Origin of the sequence: Kitasatospora sp. A2-31, from assembly GCF_022288725.1 — a bacterium.
Classification (GTDB): Bacteria; Actinomycetota; Actinomycetes; order Streptomycetales; family Streptomycetaceae; genus Kitasatospora.
Window position 1 is genome coordinate 743,036 of record NZ_JAKNTA010000001.1, and the last position, 25,712, is coordinate 768,747.

A 25,712-nucleotide genomic window follows, 5' to 3' on the forward strand; every position below is an offset into this window, starting at 1 on the left:
GCGGGGCACCCACACAGCCCCCGGGAGCGACGGGCCCGGGGGCTGACCCACGCCCTCCCTACCCTGCCCAGCAGGAGGAGGGACCCCATGACCGACCAGCACGACCAGCTCCGCGGAGGCAACGGCCGCTACACCCGCGACCCCGCCACGGTCGAGCGCGACGCCCACGCCGCCCAGCTCCGCGCCGAAGGCAAGTCCTACCGGCAGATCGCCGCGGAGCTCGGCTTCAGCCACCCGCAGTCCGCGCACGACGCCGTCGCCCGAGCCATGGCCGAGGTCATCACCGAGCCGGCGGAAGCCGCGGTCGCCTTCGAGCTGGAGCGCCTGGACCGCGGCCTACAGCGGCTAGAGGACGCCCGCGGCCACGTGCAAGGCGTGCTTGAGCGGGAGCACGTCACCGTGTCCCAAGGCCGCGTCGTCTACCTGGACAACGGCGCGGCAGTCCCAGACGACGACTGGATCCTCAAGGCCGTGGACCGGCTGATCCGCATCGAGGACGCGATCCAGCGAAACGGCGAGTCTCGCCGCAAGCTCCTCGGCTTGGACAGCCCCACCAAGACCGCTGTCTCTGGTGGCCTGACCTACGAGATCGTCGGGGTCGATGCTGGCGACCTGGCATGATCAGCGCCGTCGTCCGGTACGAGCCGCGCGGTGCAGCCCGCGAGTTGTTCCGCACCCGCACCTCCGAGGTCGTCATGGCAGGCGCGGCTGGCACCGGCAAGTCCCTCGCCTGCCTGTTCCGTGTCCACCTCGCGGCACTCAGGACCCCCGGCATCCGCTGCCTGATCGCCCGCAAGACCGGCGTGAGCCTCGGCTCGACCACCCTCGTCACTTTCGAGAAGAAGGTAGCTGCCGAGGCATTGCGTGCTGGCGTCATCTCGTGGTTCGGCGGCAGTGCGCGCGAGGCCCCGGGCTACCGGTACAGCAACGGCTCCGTGATCAACGTCGGCGGCCTCGACAAGCCGGAGAAGGTGCTGTCATCCGAGTACGACCTGATCTTCTGTGATGAGGCGACCGAACTCACCATCACCGACTGGGAGACACTCGGCACCCGCCTCCGGAACGGCGTCCTCTCCTGGCAGCAGCAGATCGCCGCCTGCAACCCCGTCCACCCCACCCACTGGATCAAGCAGCGCGGCGACGCCGGGGCCCTGCGCCTCCTCACCTCCCTCCACCGCGACAACCCGGCCTACGTCAACGCGGACGGAACGCTCACCACCAAGGGCGTCGACTACATGGCCAAGCTCGACGCCCTCACCGGGGTGCGCCGCCTGCGCCTGCGGGACGGCAAGTGGGCCGCCGCCGAAGGCCTCATCTACGAGGCGTTCGACCCAGCCATACACGTCGTCCCCCGCTCCGTCATCCAGCCCGGCTGGACCCGGCGCCTCGTCATCGACTTTGGTTTCACGAACCCGTTTTGCGCGCAATGGTGGGCCGAGGATCCCGACGGCCGGCTGTACATGTACCGGGAGATCTACAAGACGAAGACCCTCGTCGAGGACCACGCCAGGGACATCCTCCTCCAAGTCACCAAGGTCATCGGCAAGGTGCCGCAGCGCACCGTCCTCACCGCCAAGGACATCAACGAGGACGTCGCCGCCGGCCTCCGGGTCTGGACTGAGGCCCGGCCGCAGGTCGTCATCTGCGACCACGACGCCGAAGACCGCGCCACCCTGGAACGGCACCTCGGCATGGGCACCCGCGCCGCACACAAGACCGTCAAGGACGGCCTTGACGCCGTGCAGGCCCGCTTCAAGGTCGCGGGAGACGGCAAGCCCCGTATCTACCTGTGCGAAGACGCCCTGGTCGACCGCGACGCGGCACTCGCCGAAGCGAAGAAGCCGACGTGCACGGTCGAAGAGATCGTCGGGTACGTCTGGGACGCTCAGCCAGGCAAGACCCCGAAGGAGGCCCCAGTGAAGCAGGACGATCACGGCATGGACACCATGCGCTACGCAGTCGCCGAACGCGACCTCGTCGCGCAGCCCCGGGTGAGGTGGCTGTGATCCCCTACCAGCGCCTCGCCGCCCTCGTACGGGCCGTCCTCCGCCCGCTCCTGCCGGTCGTTCTCGTTGTCGCCGGGCTCGGCCTGCTGTCCTACGGCCTGTGGATGGCGTGGCCGCCCCTCGGCTACCTCGGCGCCGGCACGTCGTGCCTGTGCGTTGAGATGGCCATCTCGGACCGCCGACCGTCCAACCGCTGAGGAGACCCTGATGGCGTCGTTCATCCGCACCCTCCTCAACCGGGCCGCAGTCAGCCCCGTCTCGTTCGCCCCGAACCGCGGCAACGGCTACTTCACCTCGTGGGGCCAGCCCTCCGGGATGACCGCGCAGATGCGCGCCATGGGCAGCGTCGGCACGCTGTTCAGCATCGTCAACCGCACCTCCACCTCGACCGCGCAGGTCGAGTGGAAGCTGTACCGCAAGGCCGCCAAGCCTGGCGCCGAGCGCACTGAGGTCACCTCGCACGCCGCACTCGACCTGTGGAACAAGCCGAACCCGTTCATGCCCCGGACTGAGTTCGTCGAGGTCGAACAGCAACACATCGACCTGACGGGCGAAGGCTGGTGGGTGATCGCCCGCGACCCGCGCTCGCCGATCCCGCTGGAACTGTGGCCTGTCCGACCGGACCGCATGGACCCGGTGCCGTCCCCCACGGCGTACCTGTCCGGCTACATCTACACCAGCCCCGACGGCGAGCGGATCCCCCTCCGCCTCGACGAGGTCATTCAGCTCCGCATGCCCAACCCGCTGGACCCCTACCGCGGCATGGGCCCCGTCCAGTCCATCCTCACCGACCTCGACGCCACCAGGTACAGCGCCGAGTGGAACCGCAACTTCTTCCTGAACAGTGCCGAGCCCGGCGGCATCATCGAAGTCCCCGGCACTCTCGGCGACGCCGAGTTCGACCAGCTACGGATGCGCTGGAACGAGCAGCACCGCGGGGTAGCCGCCGCCCACCGGGTGGCCATCCTCGAAGCCGGCAGGTGGGTCGACCGCAAGTTCACCCAGCGCGACATGCAGTTCGCCGAGCTGCGGTCCGTCTCCCGGGACGTGATCCGCGAGGCGTTCGGCATGCCGGCCTTCGCCCTCGGTGAGGTCGCCGACGTGAACCGGGCCACCGCCGACGCATCCCGGGTCTGGTTCGCCGAGCAGATGACGGTGCCTCGGCTGGAGAGGTTCAAGTCCGCCCTCAACTTCGACCTGCTGCCGCTCTTCGGTTCCACCGCGGCCGGGCTGGAGTTTGACTACTGCAGCCCGGTGCCGGACGACGAGGCAGCGGAGAACGCCGAGCTGACCACCAAGGTCGATGCCGTGGTCGCATTGGTCAACGCCGGCTTCGACCCGGCCGCCGCCTGCTCCGCCATCGGCCTGCCTGACATCGCCTTCCGCGGCGCCACCCCGACAGCTGGCGGGCCGCTGAAGCTCGGCGCATAGCCGCTGGCAGTAGCAGCCGCCCGGTTTCATCCCTTGTGACGCGACCGTCACGAGGAGGCTGGATGGCTGGCAGGCTACGGACCGCTCGGCCCCGTGCCCAGCTTCGGGAGGGCCGCACCGACTGGTACCGGATCACGAACAGCATCGGCGGCGGCACCGCCACCGTGCACATCTACGACGAGATCGGCTACTGGGGCGTGACCGCCTCGGATTTCGTACGTGAGCTCTCGGCCGTGAACGCGTCGCTGATCGAGGTGCACATCAACTCCCCGGGTGGGGAGATCTTCGACGGCATCGCCATCGCCAACGCCCTACGTGCGCACCCTGCCAACGTGGTCACCTACGTGGACTCGCTCGCCGCGAGCATCGCCAGCGTCATCGCGCTCGCGGGCGACCGCGTCGTCATGGCACCGAACAGCCAGATGATGATCCACGACGGGTCCGGCATCTGCCTCGGCAACGCCGCGGACATGCGGGAGATGGCCGAGCTCCTCGACCGCCAGTCCGACAACATCGCCGAGGTCTACGCGGCGAAGGCCGGCGGCACCGTCGAGGAGTGGCGGGCCCTGATGACGGCGGAGACCTGGTACACGGCTGCCGAGGCGGTGGCCGCGGGTCTCGCCGATGAGCTCGCCGCCCCATCAACCCAAAGTCCGACGGATGACAACTCGTCCACCCCGACCGCACCGACGGCCGAGTGGGACCTGTCGATCTTCCGGTACCCGAGCCGGGCCGAGGCACCCGCTCCGCCACTCACTGCGTGCGCCGAGCCGGCCGAGACCCCGGCCGCCGTGGCCGAGACGCCCGTCGATCCGGCGGCTGACGGCCCCGAGCCCGACCAGCCGGCCGCCCCCGCGCCGGCCGCCATCACCGAGGACACCCCGGAGCCGGCCCCAGCGGCCGACGACTGGGCCAGCATCACCGCACACCTCACCATCACGCCGTCCCCCGAGGACGCGTTCCGACGCCTCAGGGAGGCACTGCTGTGACCACCGCCGCCACCCCCGTTCCGAAGAACTCGGCCGAGCTCGCCGAGATGCTGGCCGACCCCGGCCGCCTCGCTCCGGTCCTCGCCAACCGCGAGGCCCTCGGCGAGTTCATCAACGCCTACGCCCAGGCCCAGCAGGGCGACGGCACCGACCTCAACCGCGCTGTGGCGGAGGAAACCCAGCGTCAGCTCGCCAACATGCTCCGCGAGAACGGCCAGGACAGGGACGCCAAGGAGCGGATCCAGCGCCTCGACCTGAACCCGCAGGCCAAGCGCACCCCGAGCATGCTGACCTCGCACCGGCAGGGCACAGCCCACAACCCGCGCGCCGCCGGCGCCCTCCTCGACCAGCACTTCGACGACGGCATCGACTACGTCCAGACCATCTGGCACAAGAACCCGGCGACGAACCTCGGCGAGAAGCTGGAGGCGCTCCGCAACGCTGCGTCCAGCGTTTCCCCCTCGGACGGCGGCTTCCTCGTCCCCGAGGTCCTGAGGAGCCAGCTCCTGCAGATCGCTCTGGAAGAGTCGGTCGTGCGGCCGCTCGCCACCGTCGTGCCGATGGACTCGGCCCGCGTGCCGATGCCGATGATCGACGCCACCACCAACTCCGGCTCGGTGTTCGGCGGCATGGTCGCGTACTGGGGCGAGGAGGGCGCCGCCCTCACCGACTCCAACCCCAAGTTCGGCCGAGCCGAGCTCGACGCCAAGAAGCTGACCGGTCTCAGCGCCGTGCCGAACGAGCTGCTGCAGGACAGCATTGTCAGCTTCAGCGCGCTCATCGAGTCCCTGTGGCCGAAGGCCCTGGCCTTCAGCGAGGATGCCGCCTTCATGAGCGGTACCGGTGTTGGCGAGCCTCTCGGTTTCATGGGTGCCGGCAACACTGCGGCGATCGCGGTGGCGGCGGAGGCGGGCCAGGCCAGCGGCACGATCCTCTTCGAGAACATCGTGAAGATGTACTCCCGGATGCTGCCCAGCAGCCTGGCGAAGGCCGTGTGGATCTGCTCGCCGGACGCGCTGCCGGAGCTGTTCACCATGGCTCTCGCGGTCGGTACCGGTGGCAGCCCCGTCATGGTCGCCAACGCGGCGGGCCCGGCGCCGATGACAATCTTCGGGCGTCCGCTCATCGTCTCCGAGAAGGCCGGCACGCTCGGCTCCCGCGGCGACATTGTCTTCGCCGACCTCAGCTACTACCTGGTCGGCGACCGGCAGACCATGACCGCCGACAGCTCCACCGACTTCAACTTCGGCTCGGACAAGACGACCTTCAGGATCATCCAGCGGGTCGACGGCCGTCCGTGGCTGAGGTCGGCGATCACCCCGAAGAACGGCGGCAACACCCTGTCGCCGTTCGTCGAGCTCGCCGCCCGCTAACCCCAACCGGCCGGCGCCGGCATCAACACCCCGGCGCCGGCTTCTACCCGGGCCGGCAGTGTCGCCCCGGCAGGACACCCCAGACACGAGAGGTACAGCTCATGGCCCAGAAGGGACTCGGCTCCGGCTTCAACAGCTCGCCGGCCGCCGACGGCAAGTGGATCGCCCTCCGCGACGCGGGGGCAGTGGCCTTCCTCTGCTACCTCGCCGGCGCGGCCGGCGACACCTACACGCTGCAGGAGGCCAAGGACAGCGGCGGCACCGGCGCCCAGAACCTGGCCTGCATCACCGAGTACCACACCAACACCGGTGACGGCTCGGACGCGTGGACCCGACGCACCCAGGCGGCCGCCGCGACCGTCGTCACCGCCGCCACGGCCACCCAGAACGCCATGGTGGTCGAGGTGCTGGGCACCCAGCTCTCCGACACGTACAAGTACGTGAAGCTGACGTCGACTGGCGCGGGCACCGTCAACGCGCTCACCCACGACCTGGCCACCCAGCGCGCCGCGGCGAACCTGCCCGCGATGGGGGCGTGACCCATGTCCGCCATCATCCAGGGAGACCAGCTCCGTACGGTCCTCGTCGGCACCAAGGTGGACCGGGCGACCGCGGCCCTGCCGCAGACCGCGCAGGCCGCGATCTTCACCGTGGCCGGCGGCCGCGTCCTCGTCACCGGCCTGGTCGGCGAAGTCACCACCGTCATGGGCGCTACCGCCACCACCCTCAAGGTCACGTCGAACCCGACGACCGGCACGGACGTCGACCTCACATCGACCACCGCGGTGACGTCGAAGGAGGTCGGGAGCCTGATCACCCTGCCGTCCGCGTCCGGCTCGGCCCTCGTGGTCAAGAACGGCGGAGGCGGTGGTCAGCTGCCCGCCCACAACCCCTACGTGGTGCCGATCGGGACGATCGACCTGGTCACCGACGCCTCGGACACCGGCTCGGTCAAGTGGTCGCTGACCTACATCCCGCTGGACAACGGCGCCTCGGTGACGGCGGCCTGACGTGGCGCTCTGGGTCTGCGCGGGGTGCACCACCGCCTATTCGGTGGGCGCCCCGTGTTGCCCGCACTGCGGCGGCACCGACCACTACGAGGAGGGAACCATGCCGAAGATCAGCCAGCACGGCGGCGCCACTAACGACGCCGAGCCGGTCCGCATGGGATGGATCGGCGAGCCCGGTCCTGAACTGCTCAACCTTCCCGGCGGCCCCGCCGCGGTCATCACCCCCGAGGAGGAGACATCTCCTGGGAACAGCTCCGAGACATCGTCGCCGAAGCCGCCGCAGAGCGAGACGCCGAGCGCGCCCAAGGGCCGGTCGCGTGCCCGAACGACGGCGAGCCGCTCCGCAACGGACCAGACGGACAGCTCTACTGCCCGTGGGACGGATGGCGACCCGACGGCACCTACCTCTGACAAGGCGTCGTCGTGAGCATCTACCGCTCCGGTGAGCTGTTCCGTGCGAGCGGGCTCACGCTGAACTCGAACAGCGACACCGTCACCGCGGGCACGACGAACAGCCTGACCGGCTCGACGGCGGGCACGATCGACGTGTCCAAGGTCAGCAACGGCCTGCTCGTCGTAACCGCAGCCAACGCGCCGACCGGCACGACCCCGGCTCTCGCCGTGTTCTTCGACGTCCGGGACGCACTCGGTAACTGGTGCCTCGTCTCGAACGCCACCGCGATCAGCGGTGCCACGCTCGGGACCAGCGGCACGACGTACGGGAACATTTCGACCGGCTACCAGCTGACCGACATCGGCCGGATCCGCTGGGTCCTCACCGGCACCAACCCCGTATTCACTGGGGTCAGCTTCTCCCTGTACGGGCGGTGATCCGGTGACGGTGCAGCCCTGGTACGCCACCCGCGAGGACGTGAAGAACGCGCTCGACCTGAAGGAAACCGCCCGCAGTAACGGGCAGGTCGACCGGGCGATCGATGCTGCCTCCCGCCTGGTCGAGGGCCTGTGCCACCGCCGGTTCTACCCGGACTACGGCACCAGGTACTTCGACTGGCCGGACCAGTACGCCCGGCCGTGGCGCCTGTGGCTGGACGACTCCGAGCTGATCAGCCTCACCGCCGTCTCCTCCGGCGGCGTCACCATCCCGACCAGCCGGATCAACCTGGAGCCGAACCGCTGCGGCCCGCCGTACAACCGCGTCGAGATCCAGTTGGACACGGACTCCGCGTTCGGTGGCGGCTCCACCCCCCAGCGGGACATCACCATCACCGGCCTGTGGGGCTACCGCAACGACGAGTCCCCGGCCGGCACGGTCACGGCCACGGCGAGCGACACGGTCACCACCGTGGTCGTCAGCAACGCATCCGCGGTCGGCGTCGGATCTGTGCTCCGCATCGGCACCGAGCGTCTCGTCGTCACCGAGCGGGCGATGACGTCGACCGGCCAGGCCCTGCAGACGCCGCTCACCGCCGCGAAGAACGCAGAGACCGTGGCCGTGGCGGACGGTACGGCGTTCGCCGTCGGCGAGGTGCTCCTCCTCGACGCCGAGCGCATGCGCATCACCGACATCGCCGGCAACAACCTGATCGTCGACCGGGCATGGGACGGCTCTACCCTCGCCGCCCACGCTGCCCCCACGATCTACGCCTCCCGCTCTCTGACCGTGACCCGCGGTGCCCTCGGCACCACGGCGGCAGCGATCGCCCAGAACGCCCCGGCCTACTGCTGGAATCCGCCCGGCCCGGTTCGGTCCCTCGTCATCGCTGAGGCGGTCAACACGCTCCTGCAGGAGTCCTCCGGGTACGCACGCACCACCGGCACCGGCACATCCTCCCGGCAGGTCGGTGGCGGGACCGTCACCAAGACCGCCTACGGCGCCGGCCTCGACGCCCTCCGGGAACAGGTCTACGTCTCCCACGGGCGCAAGGCGAGGGTGAGGGCGGTCTGATGGAGGTTGTTGTTCTTGCGTCGGGCCCGCTGTTCAACGGCACCGCGTCGGCGCTGGTCAACCGGTTCACTCGGGAGGGCGGCGAGGAGGTTGCCCGCTGGGGTGAGGGCGAGGTGCAGCGCGTCCTGGAGCAGGTGCTGCGGCACCCGACGGGCTACTACCAGTCGCAGGTCACTGTGAACCGGGTCTCGAACGACAGCTTCGCGATCACGGACGGCGGGGTGGTGTACGGGCCGTGGCTGGAAGGCACCAGCCGCCGCAACGCGGAGACGAACTTCAAGGGCTACGGCACTTTCCAGCGGGTCGCGAAGCGCGTCGAGGCCAGGGCCGACCGCACCTTCGCCGCGATCTTCGCCCAGACCCAGGGGAGGCTGTGATGGCGGTCGACATCGACGGCGTCCTCAACGCCCTGGTATCCCATGCCGCGGCGACGGGCTACCTGGACCAGATCAACCAGCACGAGCCCAAGAACCGGCCGGGCCACGGCATCACCGCCGCCGTGTGGATCGACCACATCCGGCCCGTCCAGTCCTCAGGCCTGGACGCCACGTCGACGCTGCTGGTGTTCAACATCCGGCTGTACACCAGCACGCTTCAGGAACCGCAGGACGCCATCGACCCGGAGATGGTGCGCGTCATCGACGCCCTGTTCACGGCGTACATCGGGGACTTCACGCTGGGCGGCCTGGTCCGCGGGATCGATGTGCGGGGCGTCGAGGGGCCGCCGCTTGATGGCCAGGCCGGCTACCTGAAGCAGGACGAGGTGCTGTACCGGGTGTTCACGATCACTCTGCCTGTGGTCGTCAATGACGCATGGGACGAGGAGGCATAGATGACCAAGTCCGGCGGGCTCGGCGACAACTTCTACTCGGGCGGGTACGACCTGTCCGGCGACATCGGATCTGTCGACAAGGTCCAGGGCGGGCACAAGCCGATCGAAGTCACCGGCATCAACAAGCTGGCGCCCGAGAGGATCGGCGGCGTACGGGATGCCTCCATGTCGTGGAAGGCCTTCTTCAACACCGCGGTCGGTGCGGCACATCCGGTGCTGAGCGCGCTCCCGACGGCGGACGTGGTCGCCACGTACTGCCGGGGCACGACTCTCGGCAGCCCGTGTGCGTCGCTCGTCGCCAAGCAGATCAACTACGACGGTAACCGGTCCGGCAGCGGCGAGTTCGTGTTCTCGGTGGATGCCGAGGCCAACTCCTACGGCCTGGAGTGGGGCGTCCTGCTGACGGCCGGCCTGCGGACGGACACCGCGGCAACCAACGGGGCGTCCATCGACACGACCGCCTCGGCCGCGTTCGGCGCCCAGGCATACCTGCAGGTCACCGCGTTCACCGGCACCGATGTCACCATCAAGATCCAGGACTCGGCGGACAACGTCAGCTTCGCCGACGTCGCCGGCCTGACCTTCACCGCGGTCACGGCGGCGCCGTTCACCCAGCGCGTCGCCACGGGCAACACCGCCACCATCCGCCGATACCTGCGCGCGGTCACCACCACCAGCGGCGGTGTCACGAGCGTGACGTTCGCTGTGCACGTGACCAAGAACGATGTGGCGGGGGTGGTGTTCTAGTGAACCGGATCGAGCCGAACATGCCGGTCGCGGCCTACAAGACGTACCGGATCCTGTCGCCGCAGAGCACCCACTTCCGGCCCGCTACCTGCGCCGAGGCAGAGTGCGAGGCCCACCTGAACGGCTGGCGGTCCACGATCGACGAGGCCACCGACCTCGGCCAGCGGCAAGCGCACTACATCCGCAAGGAGTCCGGGCGGCGCTTCGTCGAGGAGCGCCTGGAATCGGGCCTGACTCGCTTCGAGTTCGAGGCCGGCCAGCAGTGCTTCGCTGGCGGGCATCAGGTGCGGCTCGACCGGCCGGAGCACTACCTGCTGCAGGACGGCGACTGGCGCGGCAACCCGACCGGTCGGAACCAGGCCCTGACCGCGCAGGACTGGATCGACGACTTCGGTGAGCACCAGCAGCGTCTCGCCGACCAACTGGAAAGGGGCTGACCATGGCCAAGGCATCCGGTCTCGGATGGACGACGTGCTCGGTCGACGACTCGTCCGGCGTCGCCAAGGCGATCAAGAACGACGTGACCGACCTGCAGTTCAGCACCCCCCGTGCGGTGCAGGACATCACCGGCATCGACAAGTCTGCAATGGAGCGGCTGCTCCTGCTCGCTGACTTCAGCGCCACCCTGAAGGGCGTGTTCAACGCCGCCTCCGGCCAGGCCCACGACGTCTTCAAGACGGTGCCGTCCACCAGTGTGAACCGCACGCTGTCGCTCACCGTCAACGGCGTCTCCCTCAACAATGAGGTTCTGCTGACGGACTATCAGCTGTCCCGGAGTTCCTCGGGTGAGCTGACGTGGTCGGTGCCCGCAGTCCTCGCCGACGGCACCGTCCCCACCTGGAGCTGACCATGGGATACAAGGTTCAGCGCAACACCTACCAGCTGACTTTCAAGGGCACCGAGTTCGACGGCCTAGAGGTGAGAATCCGGGGCCTCAACACTGGACAGATGCTGGAGCTGGAGGCCGCCCGACTTGCACGCGAGGCCGGCGGCGAGACCGGTGTGGGTGCAACGCGTCAGATGACGGAGATGCTGGCTTCGGCACTCGTCAGCTGGAACGCAGAGGATGAGGACACCGGCCTGCCGATCCCCCCGACCCTGGAGGGCCTGCTCGCGCAGGACGCCAGCTTCAACGCCGTACTCATCGACCAGTGGACCAAGGCCATGGTCGGCGTGCCCGCCCCTTTGCCGCCCGCCTCCAGCGATGGGCAGCCGTCCCTGGAGGCGTCGATTCCGATGGACGTGCCCTCACCGAGCCGGACGAGCTGAGGCAGGCCCGATACGTGCTCGGCCTATGCGATCGCTGGCACAAGCTGCCCAGCGAGGTGCTGGCCGAGCCGGCAGAGATGTTGCGTTTGCTGCGGATCGTTGATCTGGGCCAACCGAAGGGGGTGCTTGAGTGAACATCGTCGAAATCGTCGTCACCGCCAAGAACCTCACCGGGCCCGCCTTCGCCGAGGCCAAGGCCGGCGCCTCCGCGATGGAATCCTCCATGGGCAAGCTCAACGCCGTGGCCAACGCCAGCGCTGTGGCCCTCGCCGCGGTCGGCTTCGAAGCCGTCAAGATGGCCAGCAAGTTCGACGGGGAGATGTCGCTGCTGGTCACCCAGGCCGGCGTGGCAGAGGACCAGCTCGACGGGCTGAAGAAGGGCGTCCTCGGGATCGCGGCGAAGGTCGGCCAGGACCCGGACTCGCTGGCCGAAGCGCTCTTTCACGTCGAGTCCAACTTCGAGTCGATGGGCATCACGTCCCAGCAGGCCCTGAAGTTGACCGAGACCGCGGCAAAGGGCGCGGCCGTCGGTCACGCCGACCTGGTCGACGTCACCAACGCCCTGACCGCGGCGGTCGCGGCCGGCATCCCCGGCGTCGAGGACCTCGACCAGGCGATGGGTGTCCTCAACGCCACGGTCGGCGTCGGCGACATGAAGATGCAGGACCTGGCCCAGGCGTTCGGCAGCGGCATGGTCGCCACCGTCAAGGGCTTCGGTCTGACTATCGAAGACGTCGGCGCTGCGCTTGCCGTCTTCGGTGACAACAACATCCGCGGGTCCCTGGCGGGCAACCAACTCCGCATGTCGGTGATGGCGCTGGCCAAGCCTGTCAGCACCAGCGAGGCGGCGCTGAAGACCCTCGGCCTGACCGCGACCACTCTCGCTGAGGACATGCAGCGTGGCGGTCTCAAGCTCGCCCTTGAGGACCTCGTCGGCCGGATGAACGCGGCCGGCATCACCGCCGACCAGCAGGGCCAGATCATCACGGACGCGTTCGGCCGTAAGGCGGGCGCCGGCCTCAACGTTCTCGTCGGACAGATGGAGCGTCTGGAGTCGAAGTACCCGGCGCTGGAGGAGGGCGCCAAGGGGTTCGGCGCGGCGTGGGAGCGAACCCAGCAGACTTTCCAGCAGCAGACGAGGGAGTTGGAGGGCTCCCTCCAAGCGCTGATGATCACCCTTGGCGAGAAGCTGATCCCGCCGTTGCAGCACGCCACGACGTGGATGCTCAACAATCGCGACACCATGATCGAGATGGCGAAGGGTGTTGGCGTCGTCGTTGCCGCCCTCGCGGGATTCGCTGTCCTCAGCAAGGTGATCGCGGGGGTCCAGACACTGGTCACAGCGTTTCAGGCCGTCGGTGGGGCGATGGCCGCCTACTACACCCGTGTCATCGAGGCGCAGGCGGCGTCTGTGGCTGCGACGGGCGGCGTCAACGGGCTGGGCGCGGCTTTCACGGCCCTGTCCACGAAAGCCAAGATCGCCGTCTCGGCGACCGCGCTGGGCCTGATCGTCGCCGTTGCCTACAAGCTGAGCGAGTCCAGCCAGAAGGCGGCGCCGTCGGTCGACCGGATGACGACGTCTCTGGAGGCGCTGGGCCACGCTGGTGCCAAGTCTGGGCAGTTGACCGAGACGTTCGGCGGCGACCTGGAGAAGCTCTCCTACGCCGTCGATCGTGTGGCCGGCAAGGCGTCCGGCATGGACAAGTTCAACGACACCATGAACGCGATCTTCTCGCTGGGCATGGCGAAGTCGAACAGCTTGAAGGACGCGACCAAGCAGATCAACAGCATCGACGAGGCGCTCGCCGGGATGGTGCAGGGCGGCCACGCCGACCTCGCCGCCGCGGCCCTGAAGAAGCTGCAGGATGCGCTTGCGGCGAAGGGCGGTGACGCGGGCCAGCTCGGCGCGGAGATGCACAAGTATCAGGACGCGCTGGCTGCCACGGCCCAGACCGAGGAGATCGCCGCTGCCAGCATGGGCGAGCTCGGCAAGCAGGCCATGGAGACGAGCAAACACCTCGACGAGCAGAAGATGACGGCGAAGGGCCTGAAAGAAGCCATTTCGGACCTGAACGACGTCAACCGCAGTGCGCTCGACGCGATGGCCGGCTTCGAGGCCGCGATCGACGACGCGGCGAAGGCCGCTACGGAGAACAGCGGCGCGCTGAAGATCAACCACGGCGAGCTGGACCTGACATCCGAGAAGTCCAGGACCGCCGAAGCAGCGCTGACGGACCTGGCGTCCAAGACCGACGCAGCCGGGGTGGCCGCGCTGAACTCCGGTGAGTCCATGGAGTACGTCAACAAGATCTACGACCGGGGCCGCGACAAGTTGATGCAGGTCGCGATGCAGATGGGCCTTACCCGCGAGGAGGCTCGCCACCTGACCGACGAGATCTTGGCGACGCCGGACAAGACGGCCTACCTGCGGGGCGATGTCGAGGACTTGAAGGCAAAGCTGGCCGATGCCGAGTGGGCGATCAGGGGCACGACCGGCGAGAAGCGGGTACGACTGCAGGCCGAGATCGACGGGCTGAAGCGGGACCTCGCCGAGGCTCAGGCACAGGTCAATGCTCTGCACGGCAAGACGATCTACATCACCGAGTACTTCCAGATGGGTGGCGGCAACTACTCGGGCAGCAGTGCCGGCCGGTTCGCCCACGGCGGCATCATCGGTGGCGCCGCGACGGGCGGCCCGCGGGGCGGCCTGACCTGGGTTGGTGAGCAGGGCCCGGAGCTGGTTCGACTGCCGGGCGGCTCAACGGTCATCCCGGCCGGGCAGTCCCGCACGATGGCGGACGCTTCGGCCGCCGACGGGGGCGGGCCGCTGGTCCTGGAGATCCGCTCGGGCGGGTCCCGGCTGGACGACCTGTTGGTGGAGTTGCTCCGCAATGCCGTCCGCGTCCGCGGCGGCAACGTTCAGACGGTCCTTGGGAGGGCTTGATGCACCGGTACAAGATCTGGAACGGGCCGATGCCGACAACGGCCGCACAGGCCAGCGTCACCACGGGCACGTCCATCAAGACGATGCTGCAGTTGGCGACGCCGTCCACGCGACAGCTCCAGCCGATAGCTTGGGGGTTCAGCCTGGACGATCCGCCGGGCGCCGACGGCGTGATCGAGCTGCTGCAGACCGACGTCGCCGCGACTGTCACGGCCCATGTGGCCTCCGGCATCCAGTCTCTCGACCCCAACGCCCCACCATCGCTCCTGACGCTGGGCGCCAGCGCGACCGGCTACACCGCGACCGCCGAGGGTGCCATTACCGCCACTCGGGTGTTCGACGCAGTATCGCTGTCATCGGTGTCAGGCGAGTCGTCGCTGTCCTACGCCTACCAGTGGATGCCGGACGAGCGACCAACCGTTGCCATCTCCAAGTTCCTGCGGGTGCGGGCGACAACGCCGACCACGGCGGTGGACCTGCGCTGCTGGGTTGTGTGGGACGAGTAGCCGATGCCGTCGATTGCCGCGCGGGTCGCAGGCTGGCAGCGCCGTCTGGGCGGACAGGCCGGCCCGCTCGGACCCGTGTCCGCGGGCAGCGGCGAGTCTCCGAACGGTCAGTTCCTGCAGGTCGAACTGCTGCTGGGTGGCACCTGGGTGGACATCACGTCCTACGTGATGGTGCGGGACGGCAGCGGTTCCGTGGACATCTCGCGCGGCCAGCCGAACGAGTCCGCCAACACGGACCCGGCGCGGGCCACGTTTCAGCTGAACAACCGGGACGGCCGGTTCACGCCACGGAACCCGGCGGGCCCGTACTACGGGCTGATCGGGCGCAACACGCCGCTGCGGATCTCGGTGCCGTCCGGCAACGACAAGTCGTACCGGTTCCAGGGCGAGGTGGCGCAATGGCCGCAGCACTGGGACACCACGGGCACCGATGTATGGGTGGAGCTGGAGGCGTCAGGGATTCTGCGTCGGCTCGGGCAGGGGACGTCCCCGGTGTCCTCCGCGCTGAAGCTGTCCCTGACGTCCGATGCTGACAACCACCCGCCGGTCGTGTACTGGCCGTGTGAGGACCGGCAGGGGGCAACATCCGTGGCGTCTGCGGTCGCCGGGGTGGGGCCGATGGCGGTGGCGGGTTCGCCGACGTTCGGCAGCAGCACCGCGTTCGTCTGCTCCGAGGCCATCCCCATGATGCGCGACGCCTCGTTCACTGGCACGGTGCCGGCCTACACGGTGACGGACGTGACGTCAGTGCAGTGGCTGATGGCCGTGCCGCAGACTGGGCTGGCTGACGGGCAGAGCCTGATGTGGGTGCGGACGAACGGCACGGTGCCTATCTGGGAGGCGTACTACGACGCCGCCGATGGGTTCATGCGGATGCGCGGGATGACCGAGGCCGGTGTCGTCCTCTACTCCGGGTTCGGCGGAACGCCGGTTCAGGGCCTGCTGGTGAACTGCTCAATCGAGCTGATCAACTACGGGACCGACTACGACGCCAGCGTCTGGGCCCAGGAGGTCGGTTCGATCGGCCGCGGTGGTGCGACGGTGACGGTGCCGAGCACCAACATCGGGCAGGTCATCAGCATCGTGGCCGGCTTCGACCGCGGCCTGGGCGACACTGCGATCGGGCACATTCGACTCCTGACGACCGCTGACTTCTACGACATCTACTACGTGCTCAACGCCTACGCGGGAGAGCACGCAGGGGAGCGCGTGGAGCGGCTGTGCGGTATCGCCGGTGTCCCGTTCGAGAGCGGGGGCGATCTGACGATCAGGTCATGGATGGGCGCCCAGACTGCGTCTGGTGTCCGGTCGCTGATCGATGAGTGCGCCGAGGTGGACGGCGGCATCCTGTACGAGCAGACGTCTGCGGTCGGCCTGGGGTTCCGGCCGCGGCCCACGCTGGAGAACCAGTCCCCGGCGGTGACGCTGTCGTACACGGGCAACCAGCTGGCGGAGATTCCCACCCCGGTGGATGACGACCAGTACACGCGCAACGACATCACGACCAGTCGTAGCGGTGGCTCGTCGGCCCGGGTGGTGCAGGCTGACGGGCCGATGTCGATCCTCACCCCGCCTGCAGGTGCCGGCCGGTATGACACCGCGGTGACAGTGAACGTCCAGCTTGATAGCGACCTGCTGGACCAGGCCGGATGGCGCGTCCACCTGGGGACAGTGGACGAGCCCCGCTACCCGGTGATCGCGGTGAACTTGGCGCACCCGTCGATCACTCCGTCGCTGCGGACCCAGCTGCTGGCGGTCAAGCAGGGTGATCGGATTGCCGTGACCGGGTTGCCGTCGTGGCTGCCGCCGGGTGACCTCTCGCAGCTGGTGCTGGGCTTCAAGGAGCGCATCACGCAGTTCGAGCACCGCATCTCGTTCACGTGCGCGCCGGAGTCGCCGTACCGGGTCGGTGTCCTTGAGGACGCCGTGCTGTCGCGGCTGGACACCGCGGGCAGCCAGATTGCGGTGGAGGCGGGCCCGGCCGCGACGAGCCTGCAGGTGTCCACGATCAGCGGCCCAGTGTGGACCACCACGGACGTGCCGTTCGACGTGATGATCGCCGGGGAACAGGTGACCGTCACCGCGGTCACTGGGGCCAGCAGCCCGCAGACCTTCACCGTCACCCGGTCCGTCAACGGCGTCACCAAGACCCAGCCGGTCGGCGCTGACGTCCGTCTCTACCAGCCCACCATCCTCGCCCTCTAGGAGGTCTCATGCCCGTTTCAGTACCGTTCCTGACCGCTCGGGCGGCTGGCAGTCGTATCACGGGGGCGACCTATCAGCAGGACGTCACGGACGCGGCGACGTTCCTCACCAACCGGCCGTTGTTCAAGGGCTACCAGTCCGCGGCGCAGGCCATCAGCTCCGGCTCGTTGACCGCGCTTCTCCTCGACACTGAGGTGATCGACTCGTACAACGGGCACGACCTCAGCGTGAACACATCCCGGTGGACGTGTCCGGCCGGAGCGGCTGGTTACTACTCCGTGCTGATCAGCGTGGGTTTGGTGGCGAACGCGGTGGGCGACCGCGTCATCGAGATCCACAAGAACGGCACCGTGATCCAGTTGGGCCAGTTCAACATGATCGCCCCGACCGCGGGTGTCTCCGCGGTGTGGCAGGCGAAGACCATCGTGCCGCTGTCGGTCGCCGACTATGTCGAGGGCAAGGTGTACCAGACGTCCGGAGGGTCGCTGAACACGGTGCCGACGCAGACCGGGATGACCGTGCAGTGGGAGCACGCGTGAGCGGGCCTACGGCGTGTTGGGCGGACGGCTGCACGGAGCTGCCGGAGGTGCAGTGGATGCGCCGGATGGCAGGTGCTGCCGAGGACGTGGAGGCGGTACTCGCCTGCCGACTGCACGCGATCGCGTTGGACGCGGCAGGCCGTGTGCACCAGTCGGCGTGTGCACCGGATCTGAAGCGGCTGCCGGCCTGCGGGTGCACTCCAGAGTCGCCGGAGACGGGTGCGTCACGGGCGGTTGTCAGACTGCCGTCCGGCTGGGTGGTACCAGCCGAACGACCTGCGACCCTTGAGGAGTCTGGGGATGGCGTGGTACCCCGGGGCTCAGAAGCTGGAGCTCCAGCCTGAGTCCGATCAGCAGCCGGCGATCCGGCCGACGCAGCTCATTCTGCACAGCATCGCGGCTCCGTGGACGCCTGGCCGGATCTACGAGTACTGGCGGGACTCTACGAACCTGGAGTCTCACTTCGGTCTCGGCTACGACGGGTCGCTCGCGCAGTTCATCGGCACGGAGACCAGGGCTGATGCGAACATGCATGCCAACTTGCGGGCGGATGGCACTGGCGCGGTGAGCCTGGAGTCGGCCAGCAACCTGCAGCACACGGACCCGTGGACCGACGCCCAGATCGCGACGATCATCCGCCTCGGCGTCTGGCTGCACCAGCAACACGGCATCCCGTTGCGCGTCTGCCGCAGCGCCACCGACCCCGGCTTCGGCTACCACCGCCTGTTCCCCGACTGGTCGGACGGCGGCACCGCCTGCCCCGGCGACGCCCGTGTGCGCCAGTTCCACGACGTGATCATGCCGGGGATCATCGCGGCCGCCAACGGCCAGACCCCACCCGCCCCGGCGCCGACCCCGGCGCCCACCCAGGAGGACGACATGCCCCTGAACGACGCCGACAAGCAGGCCATCCGCGAGATCGTCCGCGACACCGTCCGGTCCGGTCCGCCGGCCGACCGGGATGCCTACGCGGATGCCTACCTGCTGGCCTATGCGTTGGCCGGTGAGGCGCCGCCCGGAGCCAGTGACGACCTGAAGAACCTGTGTGCCTGGTACCACCAGGCGTTCCAGTCCTGCGTGGCCGCGGTGGTGGACAACCGGTTGGCAGCATCGGCGCTGGAGGAGAAGGTCACGGCTGCGGTTTCCGCTGCTGTCGGTCCCGCTGTCGCGCAGGCGCTCGGGGCCGGTCTGGAGATCACCATCACCCCGAAGGGAAACTGATCATGCCTCGTATCCTCGGCCGCGAGCCCGCCCTGTGGCTCGGCCTCGTCGCGGTCCTCGTGAAGGCCGGCGCTGCGTTCGGCCTGCAGGTCACGCCGGACCAGCAGGCACTCGTCAATGCCCTGGCTGCGGCGCTGGTCGGCGCGGTCGTGGCGTTCGCCGTCCACGACGGAGCGGCGGCGGCGATCCTCGGCCTGGTCCAGGCGACGATCGCTCTGGCGGTGGGTTACGGGCTGGACTGGTCCGCGGATCAGCAGGCCGTGGCGATGTCGCTGGTGGCTGCGGCGGTGGCGATGTGGACGCGTACGCAGGTGACGGCGCCGGTGTCGGCGTCGAGGCCGCTGCCGTCGCTGAGCGCGGTGGCTGACGACGCGTACGGTGGGTGATTTGGCGGGCGGCCTGGTGGTGCAGGGTGGGGCGGCGGCGATCCTATCCGCGGTTGTGATGCTGATCCTGGTCGGACGGCTGGTGCCCCGGTCCGTGGTGGAGGATGTCCGCGCGGACCGGGACGCCCGGCTGGCCGAGCTGGCAGCGGAGCGGGATGCGTGGCACGCGGCGCACGACCGGTCCGAGGAGGCCCGGCACATCGCCCAGGACCAGGCGGCCGAGTTGCTGGAGCTGGCCCGCACGGCTGACCACATGCTGCGGTCTCTGCCGAGCCCCAGACCTACGGTCGAGGGGGTGACCGATGCCCTGGATTCCGGCCTGGCTCCGCAGACGTAGCAGGGTGTCGTTGGTCCGCCAGTCTCCTCGACCCACGTCGGGGCAGCGGGAGGCAGTGGAGGCTCTGCGCCGCGCGGAGCAGGCGCGGACCGAGGCGCTGGCCCGGTCAGCCGAGGTAGCCGAGACGGCCGAGCGGCTGCGCGAGTGCCGCAGCCAGAACCACTTCGCGGAGCGCATCCGCCTGTCGTTGGAGGGAGGCCGCTCGTGAGCCTCGCCGATCTGAGTCCCGACCAGCTGGCCAACTGGGCGGCCAGCGCGCTGCTGGCGGCCACGTCGGTCGCGGCGGCGGTCACCTACCACCTGCGGGCGCCGTGGCGCCGGACGAGGATCGGCCGGCACGTGATGACGGTGACCGTGGCGCTGGGCCTGCTGGGCGCGTACACGGTGGTGGTTTCGGTCTGGCCGACCGGCCCGGTCGCCGCCTGCCTCCGGATCGCTCGGACGGTGCTGCTGGTGGTCCTCGCGGTCAGCATGGTGCAGCGGGTCCGCCTGATCGCGGACGCCCAGCGCCAACCGGACCGCCCTCCCGACGACGACCGCTGAACCACAACGCCCCCGTCCGGCCGTGTGCCGGGCGGGGGCGCTTCGTCGTCAGCGGCGCCACACGTTGACCCGTTCGGTCGCCAGCATCGACGACCCGGAGCTGGGCCACTCCTGTCACAGGCGTTCCTCGGTGCCGGAGATCCGGGGCGGGCGGACCCGGAGTCCGCTGGCCGTGCGGGGCCGGAGTGCGTCGACCCGCGCCCTGAAATCAGCGTTGCGGGCGATACGGTTGTAGACCTGGCCCTGAGTCAGTCCTGCTTTGCGTGCCGCTCCCATGAGCGTCTCGGTGGGATCCTCCAGGAATGTGAGAAAGCTCTCGATCTCGGCCGTGCCTGCCGTGCGGGCCTTGTTCTTCCTCCCCCTCGGGCCGGTGGCGGTCCTGAGCCAGTTCCGGAGCGCCTGCTCAGCGGCAGCGAACTCCGGGTCTGTGCGCCGCCAGTGATAGATCGCCTGGCGGGCGTCGGTCTGCTGAAAGGCTGCAGCCACCGAGCCGCCCTGGTCGACCAGCGCCTTCAGGTAGTCCGCCTGCCGCTCGGGGGCGAGGCGGCGCGGCTCCGGCGTGGCCTGTTCGGCCAGCGCGGCCTGTTCAGCGAGTGCGACGGCGATGCGCGGGTGGTCTTTGGCCAGGGCGCGGGCCCGCGCGGGATGGATTCCAAGGTCTCGCGCGGCCGCGGTGGGGTCGGCCCCGGCTTCGAGCCGGGCCGCATAGGCGTCGACGATTTCCGGCCTGGGCGCGTTGCGGGCCCGTCGGGCCTGGGCGGTCTCGGCGTTGTGGGCCGCACGGCATCGCTGGCAGCGGCCACCTGTCCGCCACCCCGACGCCGTACCGCATACCGCCGGGGACGCCTTGCATGGCTCGTTCACTCGGTGCTCTCCATGAGGTCGGTGCGGGCGCCGCGGCCGGGGCGGGTGGCGTGGGCGTACATGACTTCGGCAGTGTTGTAGATGGACTGGCCGCCCCGGCCGGGGGCGCGGCCGACGGTCGTGACGTTGAGGCGGCGCAAGGCCTTGGAGGCGGTGTCCGTGGAAGCGGCGCCCATGTGGTCCGCGGCCTGCTGAAGTGTCCACGTCTCGTCGCTGTCCCAGCGCTCGACCTCGGCGACGTAGGCGTTGTCGACGGCCTCCCAGCTGCCGGTGATGCGCCAGCCGGCGTCCTCCAGGAGCTGTTCGGCTTCGCGGATGGCCTGGTTGATGTCGCCGTCGCGGGCGTCGACGGTGGTTTCGGCCTGGAACACGTCGGTGCCGGTGGACACCCAGCTGATGACTTCCTCGCCGTCGTTGTCGTAGTCGTGGGCCTCGTCCGGGAGAACGGTGACGTCGCAGTTGTCGCCGGCCAAGCAGGAGACGTCGTTGACGAGCCAGGCGGTGAAGTGGGTTCGCATGGGGCGTGGTCCTTTCAGAGGGATGTGATGGCGGTGCGGATGCCGGCGACGGCGTGCTTGAAGATCTCGTCGCGGGTGGCGATGCGGGAGTCGGTCCAGCCGAGGCGGCAGTGGAGCTTGCCGTCGGCGGTGTCGAACCAGACCTTGGAGAGGCTGCCGAGGATGAGGCGGGCCTGGGAGTTGGAGATGGCCTCGTCGCGGTAGGTGGCGTCGGAGATGTTGCCGGACTTGTAGTAGGACACGTCCAGTCCTGCGAGCTCGGCCCAGTTGTCGAAGTACACCCGGTCCATGCCGTTGCGCTGCCAGCGCTTGCCGCCGATGGCAACCATCGCCTCGGGGGTGAAGACGACCGGGCGGCGCTTGCGGAGGAGGGTGGGGAGCTTGATGCGGTAGGCAAGGGAGGCGGCGTCGATGGCCCAGCGGCCGGCCTTCTTGACGGCAGCGACGGCGCCGGTGCGGCACCAGGTGCGGATGGTGGCGACTGTGACTCCGGCCTGGGTGGCGGCGTTGGTGGCGGTGATGGCGGTCATCGGGCCCTCCCTCTCTCGACCCTCCAACTATGTCCGACCGTCGGACATAGTGCAAGAGGGTTGCCCCAAATGGGCTACACGGGAGGCGAATTCCCGGCAATAGGACGCCCCGCCTTCCTCCGGGAGGGCGGGGCGTCTCGTCGTGCACGACTACGGGCAGTTCTCACCGAACTTGACGGCCTTGAGCGTGACCGGCTGCCCGGTGAGCGTGGCGCCGGCTGGCGGGTCCTGGGAGCACACCTGCCAGTTCGAGGCCACCAGGACCATTCGGTTCTGCGTGGTGGCGTCCTTCGCGCTGATTGACGTGGCCTTGTCGAGGGTGTCGTGGACGATGGAGACGGCCTTGCCCTTGAAGTCGGGCATCACCGTGCCCGCCTTGGTGGGGGCACTGGCGCCTTGATCCTGAGTCGGGCACTGCTCGTCCAGCTTCACCGCTCCCATGTCGATCTTTGCGTTCGTCGGCTGCTCGCCCGGCGCGGGCGTCTGGGCGCACACCTTCCAGTTGCGGTCATCGATCTGATTGCGCGACCGGCCAAGCGCGTCGTGGCTGGTCAGCGTGTAGAAGCCGGCGGCCTGCGCGGCGTTCTGGGCGGACTGCAGTCCCATCCCGACGAAGTTGGGGAGGGCCGCGGCCTTGACCTGGGGGCCGGCGGGCGCGGTGGCGGCCGGGGCTGCCGAGGGGGGGGCGGCGCCTGCTGGCGGGGGTGCTGCGGCGGTGCTGCTTCCGCTGCTGCTGGTGGGGGTGGGGTCGCAGGCGGCCAGGCTGAGGGTGGCAGCGGCGGCAAGGAGGGTGAGGGTGGTGCGGCGCATGGTCCCCCCTGGGACTGGTGCGGTCGTGGTGGGGAGACCGTATCGACGTGCGCTCGGGTGGGTGTGGAGAGTGACGAGTCCGTGACTGGTTTGTGCCCTACCCGCCAGTCACGCCGCGGCGGCGAGCGCCTTCTTCGCCTCGGTCTTGCTGTCCGACCACACCTTGTAGTGCTCGCCCCGCTCACGCGCTGCGGCGAGGTCGGGGTGTGCGACGACTGCGGCGGCGGCTGCGAGGTAGGCATCACGGAGGCGGTCCAGCTCGGCCTGCTCGGCGTCGTCCCAGGTGCAGCGGGCGATGACGTCGTCGGGGTGCTGCTCGCGTCGGCGGGTCTGCACGGTGAGGCAGTAGTCGGCCATGGCCTGCTCGGCGGTGAGTGCGGCCTGCTGGAGGGCTACGAGATCAGACACCCGTCCATGGTACGAGAGTCCACCGACAGGACGTCCTCACCCCGCTAGGCTGCGGCCATGATCAAGGCTGTCGTGTTCGATGTTGGGGAGTGCCTGGTCGACGAGACCAGGGAGTACGGCACGTGGGCGGACTGGCTGGGTGTGCCGCGACATACGTTCGTGGCCCAGTTCGGGGCGGTGATCGCGCAGGGCCGGGACTACCGGGAGACGTTCCAGGTGTTCCGGCCGGGCTTCGACCTGTACGAGGAGCGCGAGAAGCGGGCCGCTGCGGGTAAGCCTGAGAGTTTCGGCGAGGCGGACCTCTACCCGGATGTTCGGCCCGCCTTCGCTCGGCTCCGGGCGGACGGCCTGTGGCTGGCCATCGCCGGCAACCAGACCGTCCGAGCGGGCGGCATCCTCCGTGAGCTGTTCACGGCCGACGTGGACCTGATCGGCACGTCGGACGACTGGGGCGCGAGCAAGCCGGACGCGCTGTTCTTCGAGCGGGTCGCCGAGGTGACGCCGGCCGCGGTCGACGAGATCCTCTACGTTGGCGACCGGCTCGACAACGACGTGCTGCCGGCGGCCCGGGCGGGGATGCAGACGGCGCTGATTCGGCGCGGGCCGTGGGGCTGGATCCAGCAGCACGACCCGGCCGCCGAGCAGGCCACGTTCCGCATCGACTCCCTCGCGGAGCTGCCGGAGCTGATCGCGAAGGCTAACGCTGCAGGGAGCTGAGGGTCGCGGACCAGGAGTAGAGGCGGTCGTCCACGCGCCGGACGGCCGCCGAGTCCTCCCACGGGGTGAGCGCCCGGCGGGCTTCGCGTACCCGGTCCATGCCGGTGGCGTACCACGTGATGGCGAGCTGGTCGAGAGCCTGCTCCAGCAGTGCGCACGCTTCCTCGGGGCGCCGGGCGGCGGCCTCGACGGCGGCCAGGTCCCCAAGGACGACGACGCGCTGCTTGCCGTCGGCTTCGGGCAGCTCGGCGAGCGTCTGCTCCAGGGTGGTCCTGGCCTGCGGGATCAGGCCGGCCAGCAGCTCAGTGTTGCCGCGGAAAGCATGCAGCCTCACCGGGCTGAACCAGGTGAACCAATCCGGGCTGGTGGCGTCGCCGCCCGCGGCGAGCGTCTCCTCCGCCCGCCGCAGCAGAGCCAGTGCGCCGCGGTGATCGCCGCACCGGGTGAGGCATTCAGCCTCGACGGCGTCCAGCCACGCGAGCATTTCGGCGGACGCGGGCGAGCGGCGGGCGTAGGTGCGGGCGGCCTGCATGCGTTCGCGTGCGTCGCCGAGACGGCCGGCCCATCCGGGGACGAATGCGTTGTGGGCGAGGATGGCCGCGCCGAGCAAACTGTCGTCGGCCTCGCCTGCAGCTTGGAGCGCACGGACGAACGTGGCGTCAGCTGCGTCGGGCTGGCGGAGGTCGAAGAACTCGATCCGGCCCACGAGCAACAAGCTCTCGGCGAGCGCTGCGGCGAGGATCCGCCGGGCCGTGCCGGAGGTCTCGCCGAGGAGTGCTGTGCCTAGGCTGGCGTGCTCGCTCACGGCCCGATGCAGGATCGCCGGCGCGACGGACAGGTAGAGGCGGCGGTGAGCTTCGGTCACTATCGCGTAGTCAGCCCCGATGGTCCCGGGCTGGACACCGCTGCGACCAGGGGGCCGGGGTAGTGCAGCACGGAGAACCGTGACCGCAGGCTGCACGGGGACAGCGGGTGCCGCGGGCTGGGCCGGGCCGGCCCCCTGGTCCCACGGCGGCCGGAAACCGAGGTCCTCGATCGGCAGGTGGAGGACGTGGATGAGGAGTCGCTGGTAGTCCTCCTGAGGCCACGGCGGCTTGCTGGATTCCCAGCGCCGGACCTGGCGGACGCTTACAGCGATGCCTGCCAGGCCGAGCTGGGGAGCGGCTTTGGTGAGGGCAGTGGCGAGAGCCTGCTGGCTGCTGTAGCCGGCCGCGAGCCGGGCCGCCTTCAGCGCGGTGTTGGGCACGGTGTCCTCCGCGGAGCCGATGTTGGCTCAACACTACGGGGAGGTCGGCCTCTTAGGGGACTGCTCGGGCATATGACCGGCCACTAGGTCCTGTAAGAGTCCTCAAAGAGTCCTCTGCGAGACCTTCAGGACGTCCGCTTTCGGGACGACGATTATCCCTGCCGCCAGTTGGCGGTAGCAGCCTACTGGCGGAGGTATCTCGCCGTGCCCTCGGCTCAGCAACCCACCCGTGCCCAGCTTCAGGCACAGGCCTGCATCCGTTGCGGCTGCGAGGGTGGCGAGCTGGTTCCGGCCGGCCACTACCCCATGCCGACCAGCCAGGGGCGGGCCCCGCTCAGCTGGGCCGTCGTCGCTCACCCTGCATGCCTGAAGGAG

The 25,712-nt window shown here is 69.3% G+C and carries 33 protein-coding genes; 27 read left to right on the forward strand and 6 right to left on the reverse strand.

The genetic code is table 11. From position 1 onward, the window contains the following. Positions 1-87: 87 nt before the first annotated feature. The 26 genes from MCM47_RS03475 (at position 88) to MCM47_RS03600 (ending at position 20,244) form a co-directional block, all read left to right on the forward strand. Positions 88-621 (forward strand): hypothetical protein, encoded by a 534-nt coding sequence (locus MCM47_RS03475; protein ID WP_238740825.1) that lies wholly within the window; start codon positions 88-90, stop codon positions 619-621. After that, positions 618-2,006 carry a phage terminase large subunit gene (locus MCM47_RS03480; protein ID WP_238740827.1) on the forward strand — a complete coding sequence of 463 codons (1,389 nt, stop codon included), beginning with the start codon at positions 618-620 and terminating at the stop codon, positions 2,004-2,006. The genes MCM47_RS03475 and MCM47_RS03480 overlap by 4 nt, the downstream gene beginning before the upstream one ends. Next, complete coding sequence (locus tag MCM47_RS03485; protein WP_238740829.1) at positions 1,997-2,203, forward strand: hypothetical protein; 207 nt, start codon at positions 1,997-1,999, stop codon at positions 2,201-2,203. The genes MCM47_RS03480 and MCM47_RS03485 overlap by 10 nt, the downstream gene beginning before the upstream one ends. Before the next feature lie 10 nt (positions 2,204-2,213). Next, a complete protein-coding gene (locus tag MCM47_RS03490; protein ID WP_238740831.1) occupies positions 2,214-3,437 on the forward strand; it encodes a phage portal protein in 1,224 nt (407 codons plus the stop codon). Positions 3,438-3,499: 62 nt separating this feature from the next. Continuing rightward, positions 3,500-4,426 (forward strand): head maturation protease, ClpP-related, encoded by a 927-nt coding sequence (locus tag MCM47_RS03495; protein WP_238740833.1) that lies wholly within the window; start codon positions 3,500-3,502, stop codon positions 4,424-4,426. Next, positions 4,423-5,799 carry a phage major capsid protein gene (locus tag MCM47_RS03500; protein WP_238740835.1) on the forward strand — a complete coding sequence of 459 codons (1,377 nt, stop codon included), beginning with the start codon at positions 4,423-4,425 and terminating at the stop codon, positions 5,797-5,799. Before MCM47_RS03495 ends, MCM47_RS03500 begins: the two co-directional genes overlap by 4 nt. 101 nt (positions 5,800-5,900) lie before the next feature. Further along, positions 5,901-6,338: a hypothetical protein gene (locus tag MCM47_RS03505; protein ID WP_238740837.1), complete on the forward strand. Its 438-nt coding sequence runs from the start codon at positions 5,901-5,903 to the stop codon at positions 6,336-6,338. A 3-nt stretch (positions 6,339-6,341) separates the two neighbouring features. Beyond that, on the forward strand, positions 6,342-6,809 hold the full coding sequence (locus MCM47_RS03510; RefSeq protein ID WP_238740839.1) for a hypothetical protein: 468 nt from the start codon (positions 6,342-6,344) through the stop codon (positions 6,807-6,809). A gap of 100 nt (positions 6,810-6,909) precedes the next feature. After that, a complete protein-coding gene (locus MCM47_RS03515; RefSeq protein WP_238740841.1) occupies positions 6,910-7,236 on the forward strand; it encodes a hypothetical protein in 327 nt (108 codons plus the stop codon). Then, positions 7,233-7,640 carry a hypothetical protein gene (locus MCM47_RS03520; RefSeq protein WP_238740843.1) on the forward strand — a complete coding sequence of 136 codons (408 nt, stop codon included), beginning with the start codon at positions 7,233-7,235 and terminating at the stop codon, positions 7,638-7,640. The genes MCM47_RS03515 and MCM47_RS03520 overlap by 4 nt, the downstream gene beginning before the upstream one ends. Before the next feature lie 4 nt (positions 7,641-7,644). Further along, on the forward strand, positions 7,645-8,715 hold the full coding sequence (locus MCM47_RS03525) for a hypothetical protein (protein WP_238740845.1): 1,071 nt from the start codon (positions 7,645-7,647) through the stop codon (positions 8,713-8,715). Continuing rightward, positions 8,715-9,092, forward strand: coding sequence for a hypothetical protein (locus tag MCM47_RS03530; protein WP_238740847.1), 378 nt, complete (start codon positions 8,715-8,717; stop codon positions 9,090-9,092). Before MCM47_RS03525 ends, MCM47_RS03530 begins: the two co-directional genes overlap by 1 nt. Next, on the forward strand, positions 9,092-9,547 hold the full coding sequence (locus MCM47_RS03535) for a hypothetical protein (RefSeq protein ID WP_238740849.1): 456 nt from the start codon (positions 9,092-9,094) through the stop codon (positions 9,545-9,547). Before MCM47_RS03530 ends, MCM47_RS03535 begins: the two co-directional genes overlap by 1 nt. Then, complete coding sequence (locus tag MCM47_RS03540) at positions 9,548-10,294, forward strand: hypothetical protein (protein ID WP_238740851.1); 747 nt, start codon at positions 9,548-9,550, stop codon at positions 10,292-10,294. It abuts the gene before it with no gap. Continuing rightward, positions 10,294-10,731, forward strand: a complete 438-nt coding sequence (locus MCM47_RS03545) for a hypothetical protein (protein ID WP_238740853.1) — start codon at positions 10,294-10,296, stop codon at positions 10,729-10,731. The genes MCM47_RS03540 and MCM47_RS03545 overlap by 1 nt, the downstream gene beginning before the upstream one ends. Positions 10,732-10,733: 2 nt before the next feature. Next, a complete protein-coding gene (locus tag MCM47_RS03550) occupies positions 10,734-11,141 on the forward strand; it encodes a hypothetical protein (protein ID WP_238740855.1) in 408 nt (135 codons plus the stop codon). Positions 11,142-11,143: 2 nt separating this feature from the next. Further along, positions 11,144-11,563 carry a hypothetical protein gene (locus tag MCM47_RS03555; RefSeq protein WP_238740857.1) on the forward strand — a complete coding sequence of 140 codons (420 nt, stop codon included), beginning with the start codon at positions 11,144-11,146 and terminating at the stop codon, positions 11,561-11,563. Between the two features lie 130 nt (positions 11,564-11,693). Continuing rightward, the gene (locus tag MCM47_RS03560; RefSeq protein ID WP_238740859.1) at positions 11,694-14,507 is read left to right on the forward strand and encodes a phage tail tape measure protein; all 2,814 of its coding nucleotides are present in this window, start codon (positions 11,694-11,696) and stop codon (positions 14,505-14,507) included. Continuing rightward, a complete protein-coding gene (locus MCM47_RS03565; protein WP_238740861.1) occupies positions 14,507-15,013 on the forward strand; it encodes a hypothetical protein in 507 nt (168 codons plus the stop codon). Before MCM47_RS03560 ends, MCM47_RS03565 begins: the two co-directional genes overlap by 1 nt. A gap of 3 nt (positions 15,014-15,016) precedes the next feature. Beyond that, on the forward strand, positions 15,017-17,218 hold the full coding sequence (locus tag MCM47_RS03570) for a hypothetical protein (RefSeq protein ID WP_238740863.1): 2,202 nt from the start codon (positions 15,017-15,019) through the stop codon (positions 17,216-17,218). A gap of 8 nt (positions 17,219-17,226) precedes the next feature. Next, a complete protein-coding gene (locus MCM47_RS03575; protein WP_238740865.1) occupies positions 17,227-17,757 on the forward strand; it encodes a hypothetical protein in 531 nt (176 codons plus the stop codon). A gap of 300 nt (positions 17,758-18,057) precedes the next feature. Then, positions 18,058-18,978, forward strand: coding sequence for an N-acetylmuramoyl-L-alanine amidase (locus MCM47_RS03580; RefSeq protein ID WP_238740867.1), 921 nt, complete (start codon positions 18,058-18,060; stop codon positions 18,976-18,978). A 2-nt stretch (positions 18,979-18,980) separates the two neighbouring features. Next, positions 18,981-19,364: a hypothetical protein gene (locus tag MCM47_RS03585; protein ID WP_238740869.1), complete on the forward strand. Its 384-nt coding sequence runs from the start codon at positions 18,981-18,983 to the stop codon at positions 19,362-19,364. A gap of 1 nt (position 19,365) precedes the next feature. Further along, complete coding sequence (locus MCM47_RS03590) at positions 19,366-19,701, forward strand: hypothetical protein (protein ID WP_238740871.1); 336 nt, start codon at positions 19,366-19,368, stop codon at positions 19,699-19,701. Between the two features lie 55 nt (positions 19,702-19,756). Next, positions 19,757-19,909, forward strand: a complete 153-nt coding sequence (locus MCM47_RS03595) for a hypothetical protein (RefSeq protein WP_238740873.1) — start codon at positions 19,757-19,759, stop codon at positions 19,907-19,909. Continuing rightward, positions 19,906-20,244 (forward strand): hypothetical protein, encoded by a 339-nt coding sequence (locus tag MCM47_RS03600; RefSeq protein ID WP_238740875.1) that lies wholly within the window; start codon positions 19,906-19,908, stop codon positions 20,242-20,244. Before MCM47_RS03595 ends, MCM47_RS03600 begins: the two co-directional genes overlap by 4 nt. A 114-nt stretch (positions 20,245-20,358) precedes the next feature. On the opposite strand, the gene MCM47_RS03605 is transcribed toward MCM47_RS03600, so the two are convergent. The 5 genes from MCM47_RS03605 to MCM47_RS03625 all read right to left on the reverse strand — a co-directional run bounded on the left by MCM47_RS03605 (position 20,359) and on the right by MCM47_RS03625 (position 23,374). Beyond that, on the reverse strand, positions 20,359-21,108 hold the full coding sequence (locus MCM47_RS03605) for a hypothetical protein (RefSeq protein ID WP_238740877.1): 750 nt from the start codon (positions 21,106-21,108) through the stop codon (positions 20,359-20,361). After that, entirely contained in the window at positions 21,105-21,626 is a 522-nt protein-coding gene (locus MCM47_RS03610) for a hypothetical protein (RefSeq protein WP_238740879.1), read from the reverse strand. Before MCM47_RS03610 ends, MCM47_RS03605 begins: the two co-directional genes overlap by 4 nt. A 14-nt stretch (positions 21,627-21,640) precedes the next feature. Continuing rightward, positions 21,641-22,156 (reverse strand): hypothetical protein, encoded by a 516-nt coding sequence (locus MCM47_RS03615; protein WP_238740881.1) that lies wholly within the window; start codon positions 22,154-22,156, stop codon positions 21,641-21,643. A 150-nt stretch (positions 22,157-22,306) separates the two neighbouring features. Further along, entirely contained in the window at positions 22,307-22,966 is a 660-nt protein-coding gene (locus tag MCM47_RS03620) for a hypothetical protein (protein WP_238740883.1), read from the reverse strand. Between the two features lie 108 nt (positions 22,967-23,074). Beyond that, positions 23,075-23,374 (reverse strand): hypothetical protein, encoded by a 300-nt coding sequence (locus tag MCM47_RS03625; protein ID WP_238740885.1) that lies wholly within the window; start codon positions 23,372-23,374, stop codon positions 23,075-23,077. 57 nt (positions 23,375-23,431) lie between these two features. Between MCM47_RS03625 and MCM47_RS03630 the strand changes: the two genes are divergently transcribed. Further along, the gene (locus MCM47_RS03630; protein WP_238740887.1) at positions 23,432-24,091 is read left to right on the forward strand and encodes an HAD family hydrolase; all 660 of its coding nucleotides are present in this window, start codon (positions 23,432-23,434) and stop codon (positions 24,089-24,091) included. On the opposite strand, the gene MCM47_RS03635 is transcribed toward MCM47_RS03630, so the two are convergent. After that, positions 24,072-25,337 (reverse strand): transcriptional regulator, encoded by a 1,266-nt coding sequence (locus MCM47_RS03635; RefSeq protein ID WP_238740890.1) that lies wholly within the window; start codon positions 25,335-25,337, stop codon positions 24,072-24,074. The genes MCM47_RS03630 and MCM47_RS03635 overlap by 20 nt on opposite strands. Positions 25,338-25,712: the final 375 nt, after the last annotated feature.